This is a genomic window from Bacillus sp. SG20033, from assembly GCF_044570195.1.
GTDB classification, from domain to species: Bacteria; Bacillota; Bacilli; order Bacillales; family Bacillaceae; genus Bacillus; species Bacillus subtilis.
Genome location: NZ_CP172606.1, coordinates 2,566,516 through 2,591,725, shown reverse-complemented (window position 1 = coordinate 2,591,725; position 25,210 = coordinate 2,566,516). Strand labels below are relative to the sequence as shown.

Here is a 25,210-nt window from a genome sequence, read left to right as displayed (position 1 = left end):
GAATGAGGTGAAACCATGAGGAAAACAGTCATTGTAAGTGCTGCAAGAACTCCATTTGGCAAATTCGGCGGAGTTTTGAAAGAGGTGAAAGCTGCTGAGCTTGGGGGCATTGTGATGAAGGAGGCGCTGCAACAGGCTGGAGTCTCTGGAGATGATGTAGAAGGAAACGTCATGGGCATGGTTGTCCAGGCCGGCTCAGGGCAGATACCTTCCCGTCAAGCTGCCCGTCTGGCGGGAATGCCTTGGAGTGTGCCGTCAGAAACACTGAATAAAGTCTGTGCTTCCGGCCTTCGCGCTGTCACTTTATGTGATCAAATGATTCGGGCGCAGGATGCGGACATACTTGTTGCGGGGGGGATGGAAAGCATGAGCAATATTCCGTATGCCGTTCCCGCCGGGCGCTGGGGAGCACGGATGGGGGACGGCGAGCTTAGGGACTTAATGGTGTATGACGGATTAACGTGCGCATTTGACGAGGTGCACATGGCTGTTCACGGAAATACAGCTGCCAAGAAATATGCAATCTCACGAAGAGAGCAGGACGAATGGGCGTTGAGAAGTCATGCAAGGGCAGCTAAGGCCGCCGATGAAGGGAAGTTTCAGGATGAAATTGTTCCCGTCAACTGGATCGGTCGAAAAGGAAAACCAAACGTTGTTGATAAAGATGAAGCGATTCGCCGTGACACAAGTCTGGATCAGCTCGCGAAACTTGCTCCGATTTATGCAAGTGACGGTTCTATCACAGCCGGCAATGCTCCTGGAGTCAATGACGGAGCCGGCGCGTTCGTTCTGATGTCTGAGGAAAAAGCTGCTGAGCTTGGCAAACGGCCTCTGGCTACAATTCTTGGTTTTTCAACTACGGGAATGCCAGCGCACGAGCTGGCGGCAGCGCCGGGGTTTGCCATTAACAAGCTCCTGAAAAAGAACGGTTTAACTGTCCAAGATATTGACTTGTTTGAAGTAAATGAAGCTTTTGCTTCAGTTGTTTTGACATGTGAAAAAATCGTAGGTTTCGATCTTAAAAAAGTAAATGTAAATGGCGGTGCGATCGCGCTCGGACACCCGATCGGCGCGAGCGGTGCGAGAATTCTCATGACGCTTGTTTATGAATTAAAGCGACGGGGAGGGGGTCTGGGCGTTGCCGCTATTTGCAGCGGGGCAGCACAGGGAGACGCCGTCTTAGTGCAGGTTCATTAAAACATGATGAAAAAGGGGATTTGAATGGAAATCAAACAAATCATGGTAGCTGGCGCAGGTCAGATGGGAAGCGGAATTGCTCAAACAGCTGCCGACGCGGGCTTTTATGTGCGGATGTATGATGTGAATCCAGAGGCCGCGGAGGCAGGATTGAAACGGCTGAAGAAACAGCTGGCCCGTGATGCTGAGAAAGGAAAAAGGACCGAGACGGAAGTGAAGAGCGTAATCAGCCGCATTTCGATTTCTCAAACGCTTGAGGAGGCAGAGCATGCGGACATTGTGATTGAGGCTATCGCAGAAAACATGGCGGCAAAAACTGAGATGTTTAAAACACTTGATCGCATGTGCCCGCCTCATACGATTTTGGCCAGCAATACATCTTCCTTGCCTATTACAGAAATCGCTGCTGTAACAAACCGGCCTCAACGGGTTATTGGCATGCATTTTATGAATCCCGTCCCTGTAATGAAGCTGGTTGAAGTGATTCGCGGCTTGGCTACATCAGAAGAAACGGCCTTAGATGTTATGGCATTAGCGAAAAAGATGGGGAAAACAGCGGTAGAAGTCAATGATTTTCCTGGGTTTGTTTCCAACCGTGTGCTTCTTCCAATGATTAATGAAGCCATCTATTGCGTGTATGAGGGAGTGGCGAAGCCGGAGGCAATAGACGAAGTGATGAAGCTGGGCATGAATCATCCGATGGGTCCGCTTGCATTAGCGGATTTTATCGGACTGGATACGTGTTTATCAATTATGGAAGTCCTTCACTCAGGCCTTGGCGATTCCAAATACCGTCCATGCCCGCTGCTCCGCAAGTATGTCAAAGCAGGCTGGCTTGGCAAAAAGAGCGGACGCGGTTTTTATGACTATGAGGAGAGGACTTCCTGAAGTCTATTCCATCCGGGGGTGGCCGAGTTGCATGTAACCCAAGAGCAAGTCATGATGCGAAAAATGGTGCGTGATTTTGCGCGAAAAGAAATTGCTCCCGCTGCGGAAATTATGGAGAAAACGGACGAATTTCCCTTTCAGCTGATCAAAAAAATGGGTGAACACGGCCTGATGGGAATACCGGTGCCGGAACAGTACGGCGGTGTCGGTGCAGACGTTGTTTCTTATATTTTGGCGATTCATGAGATTTCTAGAATCAGCGCGGCTGTCGGCGTGATTCTCTCCGTTCATACCTCGGTCGGCACGAATCCGATTCTGTATTTCGGCAACGAAGAACAGAAGATGAAATATATACCAAAGCTCGCGTCAGGAGACCATTTGGGCGCATTTGCACTAACGGAGCCTCACTCGGGGTCGGATGCCGGGAGCCTCCGCACAACAGCAATCAAAAAGAACGGCAAATATCTATTAAACGGATCGAAAATATTCATAACGAATGGCGGAGCAGCTGATATCTATATCACATTTGCTTTAACAGCTCCAGATCAAGGCAGGCACGGGATTTCGGCTTTTATTGTTGAAAAAAACACACCCGGTTTTACCGTTGGAAAAAAAGAAAGAAAGCTGGGGCTTTATGGCTCCAATACTACGGAACTGATTTTTGATAATGCAGAAGTGCCTGAAGCCAATTTGCTTGGCAAAGAGGGGGATGGCTTTCACATTGCCATGGCGAATTTAAATGTCGGCCGGATCGGCATTGCGGCACAGGCCCTCGGAATTGCAGAGGCGGCTCTTGAGCATGCCGTTGATTATGCGAAGCAGCGAGTGCAATTTGGAAGGCCGATTGCAGCCAATCAAGGCATATCATTTAAGCTGGCTGATATGGCGACTAGAGCTGAGGCGGCAAGACATCTTGTCTACCACGCTGCAGACCTTCATAACCGCGGCCTAAACTGTGGAAAAGAAGCGTCTATGGCTAAACAATTTGCTTCCGATGCAGCCGTAAAGGCGGCGTTAGACGCCGTTCAAATTTATGGGGGATATGGCTATATGAAGGATTATCCAGTTGAGCGCTTGCTTCGCGATGCAAAGGTGACGCAAATCTATGAAGGGACGAATGAGATTCAAAGACTGATTATTTCCAAGTATTTGCTTGGCGGAACCTGATAGACAAAAAACGCAAAAACGGAGGTTGAGGATATGGAGGAGAAACAGCAATATTCTCCAGGGTTGGACGGTGTGATTGCGGCAGAAACTCATATTTCTTATCTTGACACCCAGTCCAGCCAGATTTTGATACGAGGCTATGATTTAATAGAACTTTCTGAAACAAAAAGCTATCTGGAGCTTGTCCATTTATTGCTGGAGGGCAGGCTGCCAGAAGAAAGTGAAATGGAAACGCTGGAACGTAAAATAAACAGTGCCTCAAGCCTGCCTGCTGATCATCTCCGTCTGCTTGAGCTGCTCCCTAAGGACACTCATCCAATGGATAGTCTGCGTACCGGCCTGTCGGCACTTGCTGGCTATGATCGGCAAATTGATGATCGGTCTCCTTCCGCAAACAAAGAACGCGCCTATCAGCTTCTTGGGAAAATGCCTGCCCTCACTGCTGCCAGCTACAGGATCATTAATAAGAAAGAACCGATTCTTCCGCTTCAAACCCTATCCTACAGTGCGAATTTTCTCTACATGATGACAGGGAAATTGCCGTCTTCATTGGAAGAACAGATTTTTGACCGGTCGCTCGTCCTGTACAGTGAGCATGAGATGCCGAATTCAACCTTTGCGGCCAGGGTCATTGCATCTACACATTCAGATCTTTATGGGGCTTTGACTGGGGCTGTCGCTTCCCTGAAAGGGAATCTTCACGGAGGAGCAAACGAAGCTGTGATGTATTTGCTTTTGGAGGCAAAAACGACATCTGATTTTGAGCAGCTTCTGCAAACAAAACTGAAAAGAAAAGAAAAAATCATGGGCTTCGGCCACCGGGTGTATATGAAAAAAATGGACCCGAGAGCACTCATGATGAAAGAGGCGCTGCAGCAATTATGCGATAAAGCCGGTGACCATCGTTTATATGAGATGTGCGAAGCGGGTGAACGGCTGATGGAGAAGGAAAAAGGGCTTTACCCGAATTTGGATTACTATGCTGCCCCAGTGTATTGGATGCTCGGCATACCGATTCCTTTATATACGCCGATCTTTTTCAGCGCGAGAACGTCCGGTTTATGCGCCCATGTGATCGAACAGCATGCCAATAATCGGCTCTTCCGTCCCCGTGTCAGTTACATGGGCCCGCGATATCAAACAAAACCATGAAAGGAACTGGTAGAATGCCGAAAACAAATCGTGTTATCGAAGAAATCACAGACTATGTGCTTGAGAAAGAGATTACTAGTGCCGAAGCGTATACAACAGCGGGGCATGTATTGCTGGATACCCTGGGCTGCGGGATCTTGGCGCTACGGTATCCGGAATGCACAAAGCTGCTTGGCCCGATTGTTCCAGGAACGACTGTGCCGAATGGAAGCAAAGTGCCGGGAACGTCATATGTTCTCGATCCTGTGAGGGCAGCGTTTAATATCGGCTGCATGATTCGCTGGCTCGATTACAACGATACGTGGCTGGCGGCGGAGTGGGGGCATCCATCCGATAACTTGGGAGGAATCCTTGCCGCTGCTGATTATGTATCAAGAGTCAGGCTGTCTGAAGGAAAAGAGCCGTTAACGGTACGCGACGTACTTGAGATGATGATCAAAGCACACGAGATCCAAGGTGTGCTGGCGTTAGAAAACAGCTTAAATCGAGTTGGCCTTGACCATGTGCTGTTTGTCAAAGTTGCGACAACCGCTGTTGCGGCAAAGCTTTTGGGCGGCGGAAGAGAAGAAATCAAAAATGCGCTTTCGAATGCATGGATTGACAATGCAGCATTGAGGACATACCGCCATTCACCAAATACAGGCTCGCGTAAATCATGGGCGGCAGGAGATGCAACGAGCAGAGGTGTTCATTTGGCGCTGATGTCGTTAAAAGGGGAAATGGGTTATCCGACAGCCTTGAGTGCACCGGGTTGGGGGTTCCAAGACGTTTTATTCAATAAGAAAGAGATCAAGCTTGCCCGTCCGCTCGACGCTTATGTCATGGAAAATGTGTTATTTAAAGTGTCTTATCCTGCGGAATTTCACGCCCAGACAGCGGCGGAGTGCGCCGTCATTCTTCACCCGCAGGTAAAGAACCGGATTGATGAGATTGACCGAGTTGTCATCAGAACGCATGAATCCGCTATCCGAATCATTGATAAAAAAGGCCCGCTCCACAATCCGGCAGACCGTGATCACTGCCTCCAATACATTACAGCAATTGGTTTGCTTTTTGGTGATATCACGGCACAGCATTATGAAGCTGAAACAGCGAGTGATCCGAGAATAGATAAACTTCGTGATAAAATGGAAGTGACTGAAAATAAAACATATACCGAGGATTATTTGAAACCTGATAAACGTTCCATCTCAAATGCAGTTCAGGTTCATTTTAAAGACGGAACGAGCACGGAAATGGTGGAATGTGAGTTTCCCCTCGGCCATCGTTTTCGAAGAGAGGAAGCAGTGCCGAAACTGCTGGAAAAGTTTTCTGACAATCTCAAAACCCATTTTCCTGATAAACAGCACAAACACATTTATGAGCGCTGTACCAGCTATGAGACATTACAAACGATGCGCGTAAATGAATTCGTAGACATGTTCTGCATGTAAAAGGGGGATTTGTTTCATGTCGTGGATCGTCAATAAGCAATCGTCACAAGAGGAGCTTGCCGGGCGTTTCCGCAAGCTGATGTCAGCACCGGACATTCTTCAAATTCCCGGCGCCCATGACGGGATGGCCGCTTTGCTTGCGAAAGAAGCCGGTTTTTCTGCTATTTATTTGTCCGGTGCTGCCTATACAGCCAGCAGGGGGCTGCCTGATTTAGGGATCATCACATCGGCAGAGATAGCTGAACGGGCCAAAGATCTTGTGCGTGCAGCTGATCTGCCTTTACTTGTGGATATCGATACGGGATTTGGCGGTGTCTTAAATGCCGCCCGAACAGCCCGGGAGATGCTTGAAGCCAGGGTAGCAGCCGTTCAAATAGAAGACCAGCAGCTCCCAAAAAAATGCGGACATTTAAATGGCAAACAGCTAGTTCCGATAAAGGAAATGGCGCAAAAAATAAAAGCCATTAAACAAGCGGCACCCTCCCTTATTGTTGTTGCCCGTACTGATGCCAGGGCGCAGGAAGGGCTTGATGCCGCAATAAAACGTTCAGAGGCTTACATTGAGGCGGGAGCGGACGCAATTTTCCCGGAAGCGCTACAGGCGGAGAATGAATTCCGCCAGTTTGCTGATCGTATCCCCGTTCCGCTCCTTGCGAATATGACTGAATTTGGGAAAACGCCATATTATCGTGCCGATGAATTCGAAGATATGGGGTTTCACATGGTGATATATCCTGTCACCTCGCTTCGAGCGGCGGCAAAAGCTTGTGAGCGGATGTTTGGTTTGATGAAGGAGCACGGCTCACAAAAAGAAGGACTTCATGATATGCAGACACGAAAAGAACTGTACGATACGATTTCTTATTATGATTATGAAGCGTTAGACAAAACGATTGCCAAGACCGTTTTGCCTGACGAATAGTGCAACAAAAAAAGCCGGAGCATTCTCCGGCTTTTTTGCAGCTATCGTTTTCTGAATCGCGGGCTGACTTGATTGCGTTTTCTGTCTCTGTATAAAATGAACCCGGCCAGCACATAGAGGCCGATCGCAAAAAAGATGAATCCTGACAACCCTTGGAGCCAAAGAGCTGAAAATGGCTTGATTGTATGGCCGAAAAGTGTATCTCTCATCAGTTTAATGCCTAAAGCAGAAATAGCCCCGGGGATGACTAATATTAAAAGCGCAAGAAGTCGGCTCATCTTCAGAAAACCCCTTTATCTTTTCATTTCCTTTATTGTCCAGCGGAAAAAATATTTTGTCAAGAGAAGAAAACGTGGTAACATAGGGTTGTGCAAATTATTGCAACGGAATAAATAGGTGTGCAAATTTTTTCATACAAAGGGGTATCGGGATGCAAAAGGTACTGATAGTAGGTGCCGGCAAAAGGGGAACGGCGTTATTACATATTCTGATTAAAACAGCCATCATAGATATCATTGCCGTAGTTGACAAAGACCCCGAGGCGCCGGGATTGAAAGAAGCAGAACAGTATGGGATTGCCGTATCATCTGATTGGAAACCTTACATACAACAAAAACCGGATATCGTCATTCATACCACCGGCGATCAAGCCGTGTTTGACGAGCTCCTTCAAAGAAAGCATGAAGATACCATTGTCATGCCGGGAAAAATGGCATACATCGTTTTTCAGCTGATGGAAGAAAAGCAGCACCTGATTCAAATGCTAAAAGAGCAAACCTATAAATATGACAGAATTTTTAATTCCACCCATGATGGAATGATTTTTATTGATATCAATGAAGAAATCATTCTCTTTAACCATATGGCCGAAAAAATGGTCGGAAAAAAACGTGAGGAAGTCATTGGGCGCCCAATAAAAGAAGTGATTCCGAGCACTAAGATGCCGCGGATTTTAAAAACAAGAGTGCCTGAATACAACCAGAAGCAACTGTTAGGCGATCATTTGCAAATTGTGACCACAAGACTGCCGATTATTGATGAAGGCGGACGTCTGCTCGGGGCTCTTTGTGTGTTTAAAGATATCACTGATGCGGTCGAGCTGGCAGAGGAAGTGACCAACTTAAAGCAGGTCCGTACGATGCTGGAGGCGATTATTCAATCCTCCGATGAGGCGATTTCTGTCGTTGATGAAAACGGCATCGGCCTGCTAATCAATAAAGCGTATACGAAAATGACGGGGCTTTCTGAAAAAGAAGTCATCGGCAAGCCTGCAAACACTGATATTTCCGAAGGCGAAAGCATGCATTTAAAGGTGCTTGAAACAAGACGTCCTGTCCGCGGTGTCAGAATGAAGGTCGGCCCGAATGAAAAAGAAGTGATCGTTAATGTAGCACCGGTGATTGTGGACGGGATTTTGAAAGGCAGCGTCGGCGTGATTCACGATGTTTCCGAAATTAAAATGCTGACAGCGGAGCTTAATCGCGCCAGACAAATTATTCGCACGCTTGAAGCGAAATACACGTTTGACGACATTATCGGCAAAAGCGAGCAAATGCTGGTTGCGCTTGAGCAGGCGAAGCTCGGTGCGAAAACACCGGCAACCATCTTGCTGCGCGGGGAATCAGGAACAGGAAAAGAACTGTTCGCCCATGCCATCCATAACGAAAGTGACCGGAAATACAATAAATTTATTCGCGTGAATTGTGCAGCCCTTTCTGAAAACCTGCTCGAATCAGAATTGTTCGGCTATGAGGATGGTGCGTTTTCAGGAGCGAAGCGCGGCGGTAAAAAGGGTTTATTTGAGGAAGCAAATAACGGCAGTATTTTCTTAGATGAAATCGGTGAGCTGACACAAAATATGCAGGCCAAATTGCTACGCGTCCTTCAAGAAAAGGAAATCGTCAGAGTGGGCGGCACGAAAGCGATCCCTGTCAACGTCAGAGTGATCGCGGCGACAAATGTAAATATTGAAAAGGCGATGGCGGACGGAACATTCCGGGAAGACCTGTATTACCGGATCAATCGCTATCCGATCTCCATCCCGCCTTTGCGGCAGCGGTTGGAGGACATTGAAGCATTGAGCGTCAGACTTATCCAAAAGATCAACCGGGATTACGGCAGGAATGTAAAAGGGCTCTCACAGCAAGCCTTGCGCGCCTTATCTGCCTACCATTGGCCTGGGAATGTCCGGGAGCTTGAAAATGTCCTTGGACGAGCCATGATTTTTCTGAATCCGCATATGGAATGGATTGAAAAAGATCACTTGCCTGTATTCGAACTTGAGCAAAAAGAAAATGACACAGACCAGGGAACAGGTTTTGACTTTCCGGATATTGAAGGCGAAAAGCTGTCTGTCGCAGTAGAAAAATTTGAAGCACATTTGATCCAGCAAACGCTTGAAAAGCATCATTTTAACCGGACAAAAACAGCAAAAGCTCTCGGTGTCAGCATTCGGAACTTATATTACAAAATGGATAAATATGGCCTTGCAAATGAAGGCATGCAATAATTTGCAGAATAAACGCAAACATCTGCACGAATGTTTCGATATATCTGGTATGACAGCACCCTTAAGAGCTGGCATGGAACTTGCATAATAAAAGGCGGAGTCGAAACAAGAAAGGTGGTAACAGATGAAGCTGAAAGATTTAATCGGCAAAGCGTCGATACACAAAAATAAGACCATTGCGGTTGCTCATGCTGAGGATGAGGAAGTGATCCGGGCTGTAAAGCTGGCAGCCGAGCACCTATCCGCCCGTTTCTTGTTAACGGGCGACAGCACAAAACTGAACGAGCTGACATCATCCATGCAAGGGCATCAAGTGGAAATCGTCCATGCTGATACTCCTGAGGAATCGGCGAAATTAGCGGTTCGTGCTGTGCATCATAAAACAGCGGACGTTTTAATGAAAGGCAATGTGCCGACTTCTGTTTTGCTTAAAGCGGTATTGAACAGACAGGAGGGGCTTCGATCAGCAAGTGTCCTTTCCCACGTGGCTGTCTTCGATATACCGGATTTTGACCGGCTGATGTTTGTGACAGATTCGGCAATGAATATTGCTCCTTCGCTGGAAGAGCTCCGGCAGATTTTGCAAAATGCCGTTCATGTGGCCCATGCAGTAGGGAACAATATGCCAAAAGCAGCTGCCCTTGCAGCGGTCGAAACGGTGAACCCAAAAATGGAAGCAACCGTGAATGCAGCTGCTCTAGCTCAAATGTACAAAAGGGGCCAGATCAAAGGCTGCATTGTTGATGGACCGCTTGCTTTGGATAACGCAGTTTCACAAATTGCCGCGGCCCAGAAAAAAATTTCGGGAGACGTAGCGGGCAACGCAGATATCCTTCTCGTCCCAACAATTGAGGCCGGTAATATTTTATATAAATCACTGATTTATTTTGCCAAGGCCAGCGTGGCGGCTGTCATTACAGGAGCAAAAGCACCGATTGCCTTAACAAGCAGAGCGGACTCTGCTGAAAATAAACTGTATTCCATTGCGCTGGCAATATGCGCATCTGAAGAATACACACATTAGGAGGAACGAACATGGAACTTTTTAAATATATGGAGAAATACGATTACGAACAATTGGTATTCTGCCAGGATGAACAATCTGGATTAAAAGCGATTATCGCCATTCATGATACAACGCTTGGTCCGGCGCTTGGCGGAACGAGAATGTGGACATATGAAAATGAAGAAGCGGCAATTGAAGATGCGCTCAGATTGGCTAGGGGCATGACCTATAAGAACGCGGCGGCCGGCTTAAACCTTGGCGGCGGAAAAACAGTCATTATCGGCGATCCGCGCAAAGACAAAAATGAAGAAATGTTCCGCGCGTTTGGCCGCTATATTCAAGGGCTGAACGGCAGATACATCACGGCTGAAGATGTGGGCACAACGGTCGAGGATATGGATATCATTCATGATGAGACAGACTATGTCACAGGGATTTCTCCTGCTTTCGGCTCTTCTGGAAATCCGTCCCCAGTCACAGCGTACGGGGTGTACAGAGGAATGAAGGCAGCAGCTAAAGCTGCTTTTGGAACCGACTCTCTTGAAGGAAAAACCATTGCTGTACAGGGTGTTGGGAACGTAGCCTATAACCTTTGCCGCCACCTGCATGAAGAAGGAGCAAACTTAATCGTTACGGATATCAACAAACAATCTGTACAGCGTGCAGTTGAAGATTTTGGCGCCCGTGCTGTAGATCCTGATGACATTTATTCACAAGACTGCGATATTTATGCGCCGTGTGCCCTTGGTGCAACTATTAACGACGACACCATTAAACAGCTGAAGGCGAAAGTGATCGCAGGTGCGGCTAACAACCAATTAAAAGAGACACGCCATGGTGATCAAATTCACGAAATGGGCATCGTTTATGCACCGGATTACGTGATTAACGCGGGCGGTGTTATCAACGTGGCAGATGAGCTTTACGGCTATAATGCAGAACGTGCATTGAAAAAAGTTGAAGGCATTTACGGCAATATCGAGCGTGTACTAGAGATTTCTCAGCGTGACGGCATTCCTGCATATTTAGCGGCTGACCGCTTGGCAGAGGAACGAATTGAACGCATGCGCCGCTCAAGAAGCCAGTTTTTGCAAAACGGCCACAGTGTATTAAGCAGACGTTAAGAAATTGATCTGGAGGTTATGAAAGTGCTACATGACGAAAAACGCATTCTCACAATTAATCCAGGCTCAACTTCAACGAAAATCGGTGTTTTTCATAACGAAAGAAGCATTTTTGAAAAAACATTGAGACACAACATAGAAGAGCTGCAGCGATTTGACCGAATTATTGATCAGTATGAATTTCGTAAAAACCATATTCTCGAAACGCTTCATGAACAGGGAATCAATATCTCAAAGTTTGATGCAGTCTGCGCAAGAGGCGGCCTTCTCCGGCCAATTGAAGGCGGGACCTACGTGGTGAATGATGAGATGATTGAGGATTTGAAAAGCGGCTACGCCGGTCAGCATGCTTCTAATCTCGGCGGCATTATCGCGCGGGAAATCGCTGATGGCCTGAATATCCCTTCGTATATCGTCGACCCTGTTGTCGTAGACGAAATGTCAGTGCTTGCGAAAGTTTCAGGCATGCCTGAAATTGAACGGAAAAGCATTTTCCATGCGTTAAACCAAAAAGCTGTCGCTCGTAAAGCGGCAGCCTCTCTTGGCAAACGATATGAGAACATGAAAATGATTATTACCCATATGGGCGGAGGTATTACAATTGGCGTCCATGACCGCGGGCGAGTGGTAGATGTCAATAACGGCCTGCACGGCGAGGGACCATTCAGTCCTGAACGAGCAGGAACAGTGCCTGCGGGAGATCTTGTTGATCTATGTTTTTCAGGGGAATATACAAAAGAAGAAATCATGAAAAAGCTTGTTGGCACCGGCGGACTTTTAGGCTATCTCGGTACAAATGATGCAGTAAAAGTAGAACAGATGATTCAAGGGGGCGATGAAAAAGCCCGCTTCATTTATGATGCCATGGCATATCAGGTAGCAAAGGAAATCGGGGCAGCCAGCGCGGCGTTAAAAGGCGAAGTTGAAGCGATTGTGCTGACGGGAGGCCTTGCGTACGGCAAAAGCTTTGTTTCTGCTATCAGATCATACATAGATTGGATTTCAGACGTTTTAGTCTATCCGGGTGAAAATGAACTGCAGTCTCTTGCCCAAGGGGCGCTCAGAGTATTGCAGGGCGAAGAGCAATCCAAACAATATCGTATTGAATAGACAGACAGGAGTGAGTCACCATGGCAACTGAGTATGACGTAGTCATTCTGGGCGGCGGTACCGGCGGTTATGTTGCGGCCATCAGAGCCGCTCAGCTCGGCTTAAAAACAGCCGTTGTGGAAAAGGAAAAACTCGGAGGAACATGTCTGCATAAAGGCTGTATCCCGAGTAAAGCGCTGCTTAGAAGCGCAGAGGTATACCGGACAGCTCGTGAAGCCGATCAATTCGGGGTGGAAACGGCTGGCGTGTCCCTCAACTTTGAAAAAGTGCAGCAGCGTAAGCAAGCCGTTGTTGATAAGCTTGCAGCGGGTGTAAATCATTTAATGAAAAAAGGAAAAATTGACGTGTACACCGGATATGGACGTATCCTTGGACCGTCAATCTTCTCTCCGCTGCCGGGAACAATTTCTGTTGAGCGGGGAAATGGCGAAGAAAATGACATGCTGATCCCGAAACAAGTGATCATTGCAACAGGATCAAGACCGAGAATGCTTCCGGGTCTTGAAGCGGACGGTAAGTCTGTACTGACTTCAGATGAGGCGCTCCAAATGGAGGAGCTGCCACAATCAATCATCATTGTCGGCGGAGGGGTTATCGGTATCGAATGGGCGTCTATGCTTCATGATTTTGGTGTGAAGGTAACGGTTATTGAATACGCGGATCGCATATTGCCGACTGAAGATCTAGAGATTTCAAAAGAAATGGAAAGTCTTCTTAAGAAAAAAGGCATCCAGTTCATAACAGGGGCAAAAGTGCTGCCTGACACAATGACAAAAACATCAGATGATATCAGCATACAAGCGGAAAAAGACGGAGAAACCGTTACCTACTCTGCTGAGAAAATGCTTGTTTCCATCGGCAGACAGGCAAATATCGAAGGCATTGGCCTAGAGAACACCGATATTGTTACTGAAAATGGCATGATTTCAGTCAATGAAAGCTGCCAAACGAAGGAATCTCATATTTATGCAATTGGAGACGTAATCGGTGGCCTGCAGTTAGCTCACGTTGCTTCACATGAGGGAATTATTGCTGTTGAGCATTTTGCAGGTCTCAATCCGCATCCGCTTGATCCGACGCTTGTGCCGAAGTGCATTTACTCAAGCCCTGAAGCTGCCAGTGTCGGCTTAACCGAAGACGAAGCAAAGGCGAACGGGCATAATGTCAAAATCGGCAAGTTCCCATTTATGGCGATTGGAAAAGCGCTTGTATACGGTGAAAGCGACGGTTTTGTCAAAATCGTAGCGGACCGAGATACAGATGATATTCTCGGCGTTCATATGATCGGCCCGCATGTCACCGACATGATTTCTGAAGCGGGTCTTGCCAAAGTGCTGGACGCAACGCCGTGGGAGATCGGGCAAACGATTCACCCGCATCCAACGCTTTCTGAAGCAATTGGGGAAGCAGCGCTTGCCGCAGATGGCAAAGCCATTCATTTTTAAAAGCATAAAGGAGGGGCTTGAATGAGTACAAACCGACATCAAGCACTAGGGCTGACTGATCAGGAAGCCGTTGATATGTATAGAACCATGCTGTTAGCAAGAAAAATCGATGAAAGAATGTGGCTGTTAAACCGTTCTGGCAAAATTCCATTTGTAATCTCTTGTCAAGGACAGGAAGCAGCACAGGTAGGAGCGGCTTTCGCACTTGACCGTGAAATGGATTATGTATTGCCGTACTACAGAGACATGGGTGTCGTGCTCGCGTTTGGCATGACAGCAAAGGACTTAATGATGTCCGGGTTTGCAAAAGCAGCAGATCCGAACTCAGGAGGCCGCCAGATGCCGGGACATTTCGGACAAAAGAAAAACCGCATTGTGACGGGATCATCTCCGGTTACAACGCAAGTGCCGCACGCAGTCGGTATTGCGCTTGCGGGACGTATGGAGAAAAAGGATATCGCAGCCTTTGTTACATTCGGGGAAGGGTCTTCAAACCAAGGCGATTTCCACGAAGGGGCAAACTTTGCCGCTGTCCATAAGCTGCCGGTTATTTTCATGTGTGAAAACAACAAATACGCAATCTCAGTGCCTTACGATAAGCAAGTCGCATGTGAGAACATTTCCGACCGTGCCATAGGCTATGGGATGCCTGGCGTAACTGTGAATGGAAATGATCCGCTGGAAGTTTATCAAGCGGTCAAAGAAGCGCGCGAAAGGGCACGCAGAGGAGAAGGCCCGACATTAATTGAAACGATTTCTTACCGCCTTACACCACATTCCAGTGATGACGATGACAGCAGCTACAGAGGCCGTGAAGAAGTAGAGGAAGCGAAAAAAAGTGATCCTATGCTTACTTATCAAGCTTACTTAAAGGAAACAGGCCTGCTGTCCGATGAGATAGAACAAACCATGCTGGATGAAATTATGGCAATCGTAAATGAAGCGACGGATGAAGCGGAGAACGCCCCTTATGCAGCTCCTGAGTCAGCGCTTGATTATGTGTATGCGAAGTAGGGAGGAAGAACAAATGTCAGTAATGTCATATATTGATGCAATCAATTTGGCGATGAAAGAAGAAATGGAACGAGATTCTCGCGTTTTCGTCCTTGGGGAAGATGTAGGAAGAAAAGGCGGTGTGTTTAAAGCGACAGCCGGACTCTATGAACAATTTGGGGAAGAGCGCGTTATGGATACGCCGCTTGCTGAATCTGCGATCGCAGGAGTCGGTATCGGAGCGGCAATGTACGGAATGAGACCGATTGCTGAAATGCAGTTTGCTGATTTCATTATGCCGGCAGTCAACCAAATTATTTCTGAAGCAGCTAAAATCCGCTACCGCAGCAACAATGACTGGAGCTGTCCGATTGTCGTCAGAGCGCCATACGGCGGAGGCGTGCACGGAGCCCTGTATCATTCTCAATCAGTCGAAGCAATTTTCGCCAACCAGCCCGGACTGAAAATTGTCATGCCATCAACACCATATGACGCCAAGGGTCTATTAAAAGCCGCAGTTCGTGACGAAGACCCAGTGCTGTTTTTTGAGCACAAGCGGGCGTACCGTCTGATAAAGGGAGAGGTTCCGGCTGATGATTATGTACTGCCAATCGGCAAGGCGGACGTAAAACGGGAAGGCGACGACATCACAGTGATCACATACGGCCTGTGTGTCCACTTCGCCTTACAAGCTGCAGAACGTCTCGAAAAAGATGGCATTTCAGCGCATGTGGTGGATTTAAGAACAGTTTACCCGCTTGATAAAGAAGCCATCATCGAAGCTGCGTCCAAAACTGGAAAGGTTCTTTTGGTCACAGAAGATACAAAAGAAGGCAGCATCATGAGCGAAGTAGCCGCAATTATATCCGAGCATTGTCTGTTCGACTTAGACGCGCCAATCAAACGGCTTGCAGGTCCTGATATTCCGGCTATGCCTTATGCGCCGACAATGGAAAAATACTTTATGGTCAACCCTGATAAAGTGGAAGCGGCGATGAGAGAATTAGCGGAGTTTTAAAGACGTAAGGGAGGATACAATCATGGCAATTGAACAAATGACGATGCCGCAGCTTGGAGAAAGCGTAACAGAGGGGACGATCAGCAAATGGCTTGTCGCCCCCGGTGATAAAGTGAACAAATACGATCCGATCGCGGAAGTCATGACAGATAAGGTAAATGCAGAGGTTCCGTCTTCTTTTACTGGTACGATAACAGAGCTTGTGGGAGAAGAAGGCCAAACCCTGCAAGTCGGAGAAGTGATTTGCAAAATTGAAACAGAAGGCGCGAATCCGGCTGAACAAAAACAAGAACAGCCAGCTGCTTCAAAAGCCACTGAGACGCCTGCTGCAAAAAGTGCCGAAGCAGCTGATCAGCCCAATAAAAAGCGCTACTCGCCAGCTGTACTCCGTTTGGCCGGAGAGCACGGCATTGATGTTGAACAAGTAACAGGAACAGGTGCCGGCGGGCGTATCACACGAAAAGATATTCAGCGCTTAATTGAAACAGGCGGCGTACAAGAACAGAAGGCTGAGGAGCCGAAAACAGCAGCTCCTGCACCGAAGTCTGCATCAAAACCTGAGCCAAAAGAAGAGACGTCATATCCTGCGTCTGCAGCTGGTGATAAAGAAATTCCTGTCACCGGTGTAAGAAAAGCAATTGCTTCCAATATGAAGCGAAGCAAAACAGAAATTCCGCATGCTTGGACGATGATGGAAGTCGACGTCACAAATATGGTTGCATATCGCAACAGTATAAAAGATTCCTTTAAGAAGACAGAAGGCTTTAATTTAACGTTCTTCGCCTTTTTTGTAAAAGCGGTCGCTCAGGCGTTAAAAGAATTCCCGCAAATGAATAGCATGTGGGCGGGGGACAAAATTATTCAGAAAAAGGATATCAATATTTCAATTGCAGTTGCCACAGAGGATTCTTTATTTGTTCCGGTGATTAAAAACGCTGATGAAAAAACAATTAAAGGCATTGCGAAAGAAATTACCGGCCTAGCTAAAAAAGTAAGAGACGGAAAACTCACTGCAGATGACATGCAGGGAGGCACGTTTACCGTCAACAACACAGGTTCGTTCGGCTCTGTTCAGTCGATGGGCATTATCAACTACCCTCAGGCTGCGATACTTCAAGTAGAATCCATCGTCAAACGCCCGGTTGTCATGGACAATGGCATGATTGCTGTCAGAGACATGGTTAATCTGTGTCTGTCCTTAGATCACAGAGTGCTTGACGGTCTCGTGTGCGGACGATTCCTGGGACGTGTGAAACAAATTTTAGAATCGATTGACGAGAAGACATCTGTTTACTAAATAAGCAAAAAGAGCATTTTTTGAAGTTTTGTTTCAAAAAATGCTCTTTTTCTATTATTCAGCGATTCGTATTTTCATTTCGACACGATATTCTTCTTGTTTTTTCGGGGAGTAATGAATCGGTATGATTAACTCGTATACATCACTGACAACTGTTAATTGGCGGTCTGCGATATACTTGATAAGCTTCTGTAAGTTGAGAAAATAATGTTCAGGCGAAAAATTATACGCGATACACGCATACCTCCCTTTAGGGATTGTTGTGATTTCCATATCCGGCGTAATTGATGAAATCTGTTTATTCGTCAATACAGGCGTGAAAATATGACGGTAAGTCATTTCATCAATGCTGTTGTAGGGCTGAAAAGAGAAAGTAGCGCCGTAGCTATTGTTCGTAAATCCATCTGCTGACTCGATAAATTTTTTTAATTTGCTGTAGGAGGCGTTGAGCACGTTTTCAGGCCCGATTCCTTCTGCCTCTGTCTGAATAATCCGTATTTCTTCTTCATCTAAAACAAAAACCTCACCGAGCGCGGGATATTCCATCTGCCGTTTCATCCGCTTTTTCACCAATGAAATGGTTTGCTCCAGTGCTGATAAAAAGTCTAATTTCTCCCTGATTTGCCTCTCCTGCTCTGTATAAAAAGCAAACAGTTCTTCCATCTCTAAGTCCTGTGCTTTTTTCATCTCTTCTAAAGGTGTGCCGATATATTTCAATGATTTGATCAAATCCAGATGAATGAGCTGAGAATCTGTATAATAGCGGTAGCTGGTATCCGGGTCGACGTAGGCGGGTTTAAATAAATCAATTTTATCGTAATAACGGAGCGCTTTAATCGATACATTTGCCAGTTTTGAAACTTCCCCAATTGAGTAATACGATTCCTTCATGCCATCACTCCTTCTATCATCAGTATAAAGAAGAAGCGCATTCTTTACAGTACACAAAGAATACGCTTCTTATCACGTGCTGGCTTTAAGATGTGCAGGCGCTTTCCAAGCAATGGTCAGTGCAATCCCTATAGCCAAGGTGACCGTTGCAAAGTAGAAAGGATAGTTTACATCTATATCGAACAGCATTCCGCCGATAATAGGCCCGAATACATTGCCGATACTTGTAAACATTGAATTCATACCGCCGGCAAACCCCTGTTCATTTCCCGCAATCTTTGACAGGTAAGTCGTTACCGCAGGCCGCATGAGATCAAATCCGACAAATACGGTGACTGTCACCAGCAGAATCGCAACATATGAATGTACCGTTGTCAGCAAGAATACCAGACTCGTCGAGAGAATTAAGCTGTACCGAATTAAATGGATTTCACCAAACCATCTTGTGAAGCGGTCGAATAAGACGACTTGCGTAATGGCGCCAACAATCGCTCCTCCTGTAATCATAATGGCAATGTCGCTGGCCGTAAATCCGAATTTATGATCTACGAATAATGCAAATAAAGATTCAAATGATGCTAAACCAAAAGACGAAATTAAGATAATGAGAAAAGCTATGAAATACATGGGGGCAAAAATTCGTTTAAAGCCTGTCTTCTGCCCTTTTATTTCCTGATTTTCAGGGTTTCGTTCCGGCTCGCGCAGCGTGAGGATTGATAAAATGGCTGCTAACAGTGCAAAAGCTGCCGCAAAGAAAAAAGGCAGCCGGGAATGGACTTCTGCTAAAAATCCCCCGATGCCAGGGCCGATAATAAATCCTGTTGAAATAGCGGCTGACATATAACCGAGCGCTTTTGGCCGTGTTTTAATGGTCGTGATATCTGCGATAAAAGCCGTGACCCCAGGCATAATGAAGGCTGCGCTGATACCGCCCAGCATACGGGAGATAAATAACATCTCAACTGTTTTTCCAATGCCGAATAAAAACTCCGACACACTAAAGAACAATAGGCCGATCACGATCATGATCTTGCGTCCGAAGCGATCAACCCATCGTCCGGCTATTGGTGAGACAATGAGCTGTGTAATAGCGAAGCAGGCAACCATATAGCCGACCGCAGTCCCTGATAAATGCAATTCATTCATAATGGTCGGCGTTACTGGAATCACAAGCCCGATCCCCAAAAAAGCAATAAATAAATTGGTTAATAATATCGTTAAGGTAATATTTTTCTTCTCCATATGACTTCCCCTTTTTCAAGTGTGTATCCCTTATACTGTAAGACCTCCTCCTAGGGGAGAGTCAACGGATTTGCAAAATCTTTCTAAAGCCTTATGACAGTTATTCATTTGCGGGAACAAGCATGTCGATATGCTGCGGCAGGACCTGAATGACTGCGGGTGTATGTGTATAAACTTCTCCATCCATATCCGCCTTTTTGGCAGTGTCTGTTTCAATCTCGATACGGGAGGCCTGGACATAGGACAACTCTCCGGTAAAACGATCAATTGAGCCTTGTTCCATGCTCATCAGCTCCCGCAACGCGGTGAGGTTGGTGTTGCGGCATATGAGAACATCAAGTAAGCCGTCTTCAATACTGGCATCGGGGAGAGGAATTCGATTCGTTCCAATATATTGACCATTCATCACAAGCAGCATAACGGCTTCTTCTTTAATTTCTTCTCCATCAATTTTTAATGTCATCGGAAACGATGCAGCGGATGAGACGGTTCGCAAGGCACTTGTAAAATAGCTGATTTTTCCCAATAATGCTTTTTCCGTTTCGTTGATTTGATTCGACGTTTCTGCAATTAAGCCGATCCCCCAGAAATTCAAAAAATAACGGTCATTCATCTGACATACGTCTACGCTGGTTTTTTTTCCTGACATAAGTGCTTCCGCTGCCTTTGCAAGATTTTGAGGGATGCCAAGCACTCTTGAAAAGTCATTGCACGTGCCTCCGGGCAAAATTCCGACCGCGGGTTTTCTTTCTAGAGCGCTGATAGCATTTATGCATTGATGGATCGTGCCGTCGCCGCCGAGAATGAAGACGGTGTCGACAGAATCATCAATGGATCGGCAAAAATGATACGCATCATCCTTTTTCTTTGTCTGTTTAATAATCACCTCATCTAAATGGTGAGATAAAACCGGCACGACAGCACCAAGTGCTTTTTCTATATTTTTGTTGCCGGCATTTCCGTTATGAATCAGTAACGCTTTCCGGTGGCTCATATACAACTGCTCCTTTATTTTACTTCTGGTTATATAATCCCCTTTTTCTGTAAGCAGTAAACGAAGAGCAAAAAAAGTGCACGGCGAAGCAAAGTCATTTGCCGATATGGACGTTTCCTTGCTATCATAAGAACAGATGATGAAAAAGGAGAGGTCTTCATTGAATATGGACTTTAATTTATTTATGAATGATATTGTCCGCCAAGCGAGACAAGAAATAACAGCTGCCGGATACACTGAGCTGAAAACAGCTGAAGAGGTGGATGAGGCACTTACGAAAAAAGGAACGACGCTTGTCATGGTAAACTCTGTTTGCGGATGCGCCGGAGGAATTGCAAGACCGGCAGCCTACCATTCCGTTCACTATGATAAAAGACCTGATCAGCTCGTCACCGTTTTTGCCGGACAGGATAAAGAAGCGACAGCGCGTGCGCGTGACTATTTTGAAGGTTATCCGCCATCTTCTCCGTCCTTTGCGATTTTGAAAGACGGAAAGATCATGAAAATGGTAGAGCGTCATGAAATTGAAGGCCATGAGCCGATGGCCGTAGTGGCAAAGCTGCAGGAAGCCTTTGAAGAATATTGTGAAGAAGTATAAGACGAACAACCCGGATGCTCAAAGCGGCCCGGGTTTTTTTGTGCATAAATTTCCAAGAGTATATGAATAAATATTAAGGGATTATTCAATCGGATTGTACAGTGATTTTATTTTTATCTAGTAATATCAAAAAGAGATCACTGGAAAGATAAGCTTGAAGATAATTTTTAAAAATAGTATTGCATAAAAATAAGAAACTGTTTAAAATACAAATTAACGAATAAATATTCAAATACACCAAAAGTAATGAATATGGGGGAAATGGATCATGAAAAAATGGCTCTTATTACTTGTAGCTGCCTGCATTACCTTTGCATTATCTGCTTGCGGCTCAAGCAATTCAGGTTCAGAAGGTGGCAAGAAAAAATTAATTATGGGTACTTCGGCGGATTACAAACCGTTTGAATATAAAGAAGGCGATAATATTGTCGGCTTTGATGTAGAGCTGGCAAAAGCTCTGGCGAAGAAGGCAGGCTATGAAATTGAAGTGCAGGATATGGACTTCAACAGCTTAATTACAGCGCTTAAATCAAAACAGGTGGATCTCGTTCTGTCAGGAATGACACCAACGCCTGAGCGTAAAAAACAAGTTGATTTTTCAGATGTGTATTACACAGCGAACCATATGATTGTCAGCAAAAAAGACAGCGGCATTCAATCTTTGAAAGACCTGAAAGGAAAAACAGTTGGCGTTCAGCTTGGCTCTATTCAGGAAGAGAAGGGGAAAGAGCTTTCTCCGGAATATGGTTTTAAAACAGAAGACCGCAACAGAATTTCTGATTTGGTGCAGGAAATCAAATCTGACCGCTTCGATGCCGCGATTATTGAAGACATTGTTGCAGAAGGGTATTTCAAATCAAATGATGACCTGCAAGGCTTTGTGATTCCTGATGCGAAAGCGGAAGAAGCCGGTTCAGCAATTGCTTTCAGAAAGGACAGTGAACTGACAGACAAATTCAATAAAGCGCTCAAGGAAATGGAAGATAACGGAGAGCTTGAGAAATTGAAGAAAAAATGGTTCACTGGCGAGAAGTAAAAAAAGCGGCTCAACTTTTTCGTTGAGCCTTTTTATTGAATAGGAAACTTTTTTCCTGTAAGAAAAGGAGACAAAGGCTATGAATTTGGATTTTTCAGCAACGATCCCCCAAATTCCTTTTATATTAGAAGGCTTGGCAATTACATTAAAAATTGTTGTTGTATCTGCTATTATCGGACTTATACTCGGTATTGTGCTAAGCTTATGCAAGATCAGCACATTCCGCCCGTTTATCTGGATCGCTGATTTTTATACATCAGTGTTCCGAGGCACGCCTTTAGTGCTGCAGCTTATGATTGTCTATTTTGGCCTTCCTCAGCTGCTCGGATTTCAAATTGACCAGTTTTGGGCTGCGGTTGTCGCATTGTCTTTGAATTCCGCCGCTTATGTATCGGAAATTATTAGAGCCGGAATCAATGCCATTGATAAAGGGCAAAAAGAAGCTGCTGTTGCACTCGGTGTCCCGTATGGAAAAATGATGAAGGATCTGCTGCTGCCGCAGGCCTTCAAAAATATATCACCTGCAATTGTGAATGAATTAATTACGTTAACAAAAGAATCGGCGATCGTTACCGTCATCGGGCTTGGTGATGTCATGAGACGCGCATATCAAGCTGGCGCCGCCACTTACAATTACCTTGAGCCGCTCATTATCGCGGGATTGATTTATTATGTGCTTGTCCTGATTTTAACGTTTATCGGCAAGGCTGTAGAAAGGAAGCTGAAATCCAATGATTAAGGTTGAAAAGCTGTCAAAATCATTTGGGAAACACGAAGTATTAAAAAACATTTCAACAACAATCGCTGAGGGTGAGGTTGTTGCCGTGATCGGTCCTTCAGGCTCAGGCAAATCAACGTTCTTACGCTGTTTAAACCTGTTGGAAAAGCCTAACGGCGGAACCATTACAATAAAAGACACAGAGATTACGAAGCCAAAAACCAACACATTAAAGGTCCGGGAAAACATCGGGATGGTTTTTCAGCATTTTCATCTCTTTCCGCACAAAACGGTTCTCGAAAACATCATGTACGCGCCTGTCAATGTAAAAAAAGAAACAAAACAGGCTGCACAGGAGAAAGCTGAGGACCTGCTCCGCAAAGTCGGTTTGTTTGAAAAGCGAAATGACTATCCAAACCGTTTGTCTGGCGGACAAAAACAGCGTGTCGCGATTGCCAGGGCTCTTGCGATGAATCCGGACATCATGCTGTTTGACGAGCCGACCTCCGCCCTTGATCCAGAGATGGTTAAAGAAGTGCTACAGGTGATGAAAGAGCTGGTCGAAACCGGCATGACCATGGTGATTGTCACACATGAAATGGGCTTCGCAAAAGAAGTGGCAGACCGTGTGCTGTTTATGGACCAAGGAATGATTGTCGAAGACGGCAATCCGAAGGAATTTTTTATGTCGCCAAAATCCAAAAGAGCGCAGGACTTTTTAGAGAAAATATTATAGAATATAAAAAAGAAGAAGGCTGGCCGCCTCTTCTTTTTTATTGAAGAAACAAATAGAAATGGAGTCCGACATGTTTAAAATTGGTTATCGCACAATAAAGACCGCGCTAGGAACAGCTTTGGCTATTTATATAAGCCAGTTATTGCATTTGCAAAACTTCGCATCAGCAGGAATCATCACCATTTTGTGCATACAAATCACACAAAAACGGTCGCTTCAGGCCTCATGGGCCCGCTTTGCGGCATGTTGTCTGGCAATTGTTTTTTCTTATCTCTTTTTCGAGCTTATTGGCTACCACCCGTTTGTGATCGGAGCGCTTCTTTTGATATTCATTCCGATAACGGTTCTGTTAAAAATTAACGAGGGTATCGTCACCAGTTCCGTTATTATCCTTCATTTATACATGTCCGGCGGCATTACGCTTGCTTTCATCTGGAATGAAGTTCAGCTGATTACGGTTGGCATCGGCGTCGCTCTATTGATGAACTTGTATATGCCTAGTCTTGACCGGAAACTGATTGCTTACCGCAAAAAGATAGAGGATAACTTTGCTGTCATTTTTGCAGAAATCGAACGGTATTTGTTAACTGGTGAGCAAGATTGGTCAGGAAAAGAAATTCCGGAAACGCACCAGCTCATTACGGAGGCTAAAAACCTGGCATATCGAGATGTGCAAAACCACATTTTGCGTTATGAAAATCTGCATTATCATTATTTTAAAATGAGAGAAAAGCAATTTGAAATTATCGAACGCCTTCTCCCTAAAGTGACATCGATCTCCATTACGGTAGATCAGGGAAAAATGATCGCTGAATTTATTCATGATTTGCGGGAGGCGATACACCCTGGGAATACAGCGTACAAATTTCTGAAAAGACTTGCTGACATGAGAAAAGAATTTGAGGAGATGCCGCTTCCTGCGACTAGAGAGGAATTTGAAGCGAGGGCCGCTCTCTTCCATCTTCTCGGCGAAATGGAACAATATTTAGTGATTAAAAGTTATTTTAAAGGAATAAAAGCGCAAAAATCACTCGGATGATTCGCATGAGCTCTTCCTTCATTGGTCAACCTAATGAAAAAGGAGGAGCTTATGCGTTTTTTCTTATGTTCGATTTTTATGATGATTTCACCGATTTGGCCGCTCGGCGAAAATCCGCTGCCGGGTGATCCGTATATTATTGTCAACAAGCGAACAAATGAACTTGCTGTTATCCTCGACAACAAAGTAGAAGGCGTGTATAGTGTGGCGACTGGAAAAACAGATGATTTGACGCCTGAAGGAGAGTTTTCGGTAACGGTAAAAGCGGAAAATCCTTACTACAGAAAGAAAAATATTGAAGGGGGATCTCCTGATAACCCGCTTGGGGCAAGATGGATCGGATTTGACGCGAAAGGAACGGACGGGCGGATTTATGGAATTCATGGGACAAACCGAGAGAAATCAGTAGGAAAATTTGTGTCTAACGGCTGTATACGTATGCATAACGATGAGGTTGTTCATTTGTTTCAAACGATACCAGTAGGAACGAGAGTGCTGATCACGGACGACAACCGCTCTTTTGAGGAGATTGCCATCGAGCATAAAGCTCTGATAAAAAAGCAGGATATTCCCATTGAATAAGGCGCCTGCTTTTTTATCGTTATAGAAACATGACGATTCCTGAGAGTACAGTTGAAAGAATAAAAACTCCCAAAATCACGATCAAAACGCTTTTCATCAGTTTTTGAGACATG

The 25,210-nt window shown here is 45.6% G+C and carries 25 protein-coding genes; 20 read left to right on the top strand and 5 right to left on the bottom strand.

What is annotated here, in order from left to right:
• Positions 1 to 15: 15 nt before the first annotated feature.
• The 6 genes from ACFVP7_RS13630 to prpB are packed head-to-tail and all read left to right on the top strand — an operon-like array spanning position 16 to position 6,759.
• On the top strand, positions 16 to 1,197 hold the full coding sequence (locus ACFVP7_RS13630) for an acetyl-CoA C-acetyltransferase (protein ID WP_396582294.1): 1,182 nt from the start codon (positions 16 to 18) through the stop codon (positions 1,195 to 1,197).
• Positions 1,198 to 1,221: 24 nt separating this feature from the next.
• Positions 1,222 to 2,085, top strand: a complete 864-nt coding sequence (locus tag ACFVP7_RS13625) for a 3-hydroxybutyryl-CoA dehydrogenase (RefSeq protein WP_128422308.1) — start codon at positions 1,222 to 1,224, stop codon at positions 2,083 to 2,085.
• 27 nt (positions 2,086 to 2,112) lie between these two features.
• The gene (locus tag ACFVP7_RS13620; protein ID WP_338382675.1) at positions 2,113 to 3,252 is read left to right on the top strand and encodes an acyl-CoA dehydrogenase; all 1,140 of its coding nucleotides are present in this window, start codon (positions 2,113 to 2,115) and stop codon (positions 3,250 to 3,252) included.
• A gap of 33 nt (positions 3,253 to 3,285) precedes the next feature.
• Positions 3,286 to 4,404 (top strand): citrate synthase, encoded by a 1,119-nt coding sequence (gene mmgD, locus ACFVP7_RS13615; RefSeq protein WP_069703869.1) that lies wholly within the window; start codon positions 3,286 to 3,288, stop codon positions 4,402 to 4,404.
• Positions 4,405 to 4,418: 14 nt separating this feature from the next.
• Positions 4,419 to 5,837, top strand: a complete 1,419-nt coding sequence (locus ACFVP7_RS13610) for a bifunctional 2-methylcitrate dehydratase/aconitate hydratase (RefSeq protein ID WP_396582291.1) — start codon at positions 4,419 to 4,421, stop codon at positions 5,835 to 5,837.
• A 16-nt stretch (positions 5,838 to 5,853) separates the two neighbouring features.
• The gene (gene prpB, locus ACFVP7_RS13605; protein WP_338730566.1) at positions 5,854 to 6,759 is read left to right on the top strand and encodes a methylisocitrate lyase; all 906 of its coding nucleotides are present in this window, start codon (positions 5,854 to 5,856) and stop codon (positions 6,757 to 6,759) included.
• Between the two features lie 41 nt (positions 6,760 to 6,800).
• On the opposite strand, the gene ACFVP7_RS13600 is transcribed toward prpB, so the two are convergent.
• Positions 6,801 to 7,037 carry a DUF2627 domain-containing protein gene (locus ACFVP7_RS13600; protein ID WP_003230304.1) on the bottom strand — a complete coding sequence of 79 codons (237 nt, stop codon included), beginning with the start codon at positions 7,035 to 7,037 and terminating at the stop codon, positions 6,801 to 6,803.
• 152 nt (positions 7,038 to 7,189) lie between these two features.
• On the opposite strand from ACFVP7_RS13600, the gene ACFVP7_RS13595 reads away from it, so the two are divergent.
• The 8 genes from ACFVP7_RS13595 to bfmBB all read left to right on the top strand — a co-directional run bounded on the left by ACFVP7_RS13595 (position 7,190) and on the right by bfmBB (position 17,261).
• Complete coding sequence (locus tag ACFVP7_RS13595; protein ID WP_004398669.1) at positions 7,190 to 9,268, top strand: sigma-54-dependent Fis family transcriptional regulator; 2,079 nt, start codon at positions 7,190 to 7,192, stop codon at positions 9,266 to 9,268.
• 124 nt (positions 9,269 to 9,392) lie between these two features.
• Entirely contained in the window at positions 9,393 to 10,292 is a 900-nt protein-coding gene (gene yqiS, locus ACFVP7_RS13590; RefSeq protein ID WP_017696446.1) for a phosphate butyryltransferase, read from the top strand.
• A gap of 11 nt (positions 10,293 to 10,303) precedes the next feature.
• Positions 10,304 to 11,398: a branched-chain amino acid dehydrogenase gene (gene bcd, locus ACFVP7_RS13585; protein WP_003230309.1), complete on the top strand. Its 1,095-nt coding sequence runs from the start codon at positions 10,304 to 10,306 to the stop codon at positions 11,396 to 11,398.
• An 18-nt stretch (positions 11,399 to 11,416) separates the two neighbouring features.
• A complete protein-coding gene (gene buk, locus ACFVP7_RS13580; RefSeq protein ID WP_003230311.1) occupies positions 11,417 to 12,508 on the top strand; it encodes a butyrate kinase in 1,092 nt (363 codons plus the stop codon).
• Positions 12,509 to 12,528: 20 nt separating this feature from the next.
• Entirely contained in the window at positions 12,529 to 13,953 is a 1,425-nt protein-coding gene (gene lpdA, locus ACFVP7_RS13575) for a dihydrolipoyl dehydrogenase (protein ID WP_014480214.1), read from the top strand.
• Between the two features lie 21 nt (positions 13,954 to 13,974).
• Positions 13,975 to 14,967 (top strand): 3-methyl-2-oxobutanoate dehydrogenase subunit alpha, encoded by a 993-nt coding sequence (gene bfmBAA, locus ACFVP7_RS13570; RefSeq protein WP_283933547.1) that lies wholly within the window; start codon positions 13,975 to 13,977, stop codon positions 14,965 to 14,967.
• A gap of 13 nt (positions 14,968 to 14,980) precedes the next feature.
• Positions 14,981 to 15,964, top strand: a complete 984-nt coding sequence (gene bfmBAB, locus ACFVP7_RS13565) for a 3-methyl-2-oxobutanoate dehydrogenase subunit beta (RefSeq protein ID WP_004398638.1) — start codon at positions 14,981 to 14,983, stop codon at positions 15,962 to 15,964.
• A 22-nt stretch (positions 15,965 to 15,986) separates the two neighbouring features.
• Complete coding sequence (gene bfmBB / locus ACFVP7_RS13560; protein ID WP_396582287.1) at positions 15,987 to 17,261, top strand: branched-chain alpha-keto dehydrogenase complex dihydrolipoyllysine-residue (2-methylpropanoyl)transferase; 1,275 nt, start codon at positions 15,987 to 15,989, stop codon at positions 17,259 to 17,261.
• A 54-nt stretch (positions 17,262 to 17,315) separates the two neighbouring features.
• Here bfmBB and bmrR read toward each other — a convergent pair whose 3' ends face one another.
• The 3 genes from bmrR to ACFVP7_RS13545 form a co-directional block, all read right to left on the bottom strand.
• A complete protein-coding gene (bmrR, locus tag ACFVP7_RS13555) occupies positions 17,316 to 18,152 on the bottom strand; it encodes a multidrug efflux transcriptional regulator BmrR (protein ID WP_230488250.1) in 837 nt (278 codons plus the stop codon).
• A 72-nt stretch (positions 18,153 to 18,224) separates the two neighbouring features.
• Positions 18,225 to 19,394, bottom strand: a complete 1,170-nt coding sequence (bmr, locus tag ACFVP7_RS13550; protein ID WP_003230328.1) for a multidrug efflux MFS transporter Bmr — start codon at positions 19,392 to 19,394, stop codon at positions 18,225 to 18,227.
• Positions 19,395 to 19,494: 100 nt separating this feature from the next.
• The gene (locus tag ACFVP7_RS13545) at positions 19,495 to 20,388 is read right to left on the bottom strand and encodes a diacylglycerol kinase family lipid kinase (RefSeq protein WP_015251752.1); all 894 of its coding nucleotides are present in this window, start codon (positions 20,386 to 20,388) and stop codon (positions 19,495 to 19,497) included.
• Positions 20,389 to 20,548: 160 nt separating this feature from the next.
• Between ACFVP7_RS13545 and brxB the strand changes: the two genes are divergently transcribed.
• The 6 genes from brxB (at position 20,549) to ACFVP7_RS13515 (ending at position 25,097) form a co-directional block, all read left to right on the top strand.
• Positions 20,549 to 20,986, top strand: coding sequence for a bacilliredoxin BrxB (brxB, locus tag ACFVP7_RS13540; RefSeq protein WP_003226477.1), 438 nt, complete (start codon positions 20,549 to 20,551; stop codon positions 20,984 to 20,986).
• Between the two features lie 268 nt (positions 20,987 to 21,254).
• Positions 21,255 to 22,022, top strand: coding sequence for an arginine ABC transporter substrate-binding protein ArtP (gene artP / locus ACFVP7_RS13535; RefSeq protein WP_003230337.1), 768 nt, complete (start codon positions 21,255 to 21,257; stop codon positions 22,020 to 22,022).
• A 79-nt stretch (positions 22,023 to 22,101) separates the two neighbouring features.
• Positions 22,102 to 22,761: an arginine ABC transporter permease ArtQ gene (gene artQ, locus ACFVP7_RS13530; RefSeq protein ID WP_003230340.1), complete on the top strand. Its 660-nt coding sequence runs from the start codon at positions 22,102 to 22,104 to the stop codon at positions 22,759 to 22,761.
• On the top strand, positions 22,754 to 23,476 hold the full coding sequence (gene artR, locus ACFVP7_RS13525) for an arginine ABC transporter ATP-binding protein ArtR (RefSeq protein WP_003230342.1): 723 nt from the start codon (positions 22,754 to 22,756) through the stop codon (positions 23,474 to 23,476). The genes artQ and artR overlap by 8 nt, the downstream gene beginning before the upstream one ends.
• Before the next feature lie 70 nt (positions 23,477 to 23,546).
• Entirely contained in the window at positions 23,547 to 24,515 is a 969-nt protein-coding gene (locus tag ACFVP7_RS13520) for an aromatic acid exporter family protein (protein WP_014480207.1), read from the top strand.
• A 51-nt stretch (positions 24,516 to 24,566) separates the two neighbouring features.
• Positions 24,567 to 25,097 carry a L,D-transpeptidase gene (locus tag ACFVP7_RS13515; protein ID WP_396582283.1) on the top strand — a complete coding sequence of 177 codons (531 nt, stop codon included), beginning with the start codon at positions 24,567 to 24,569 and terminating at the stop codon, positions 25,095 to 25,097.
• A 19-nt stretch (positions 25,098 to 25,116) separates the two neighbouring features.
• Here ACFVP7_RS13515 and prli42 read toward each other — a convergent pair whose 3' ends face one another.
• Complete coding sequence (gene prli42 / locus ACFVP7_RS13510; protein WP_003226489.1) at positions 25,117 to 25,209, bottom strand: stressosome-associated protein Prli42; 93 nt, start codon at positions 25,207 to 25,209, stop codon at positions 25,117 to 25,119.
• Position 25,210: the final 1 nt, after the last annotated feature.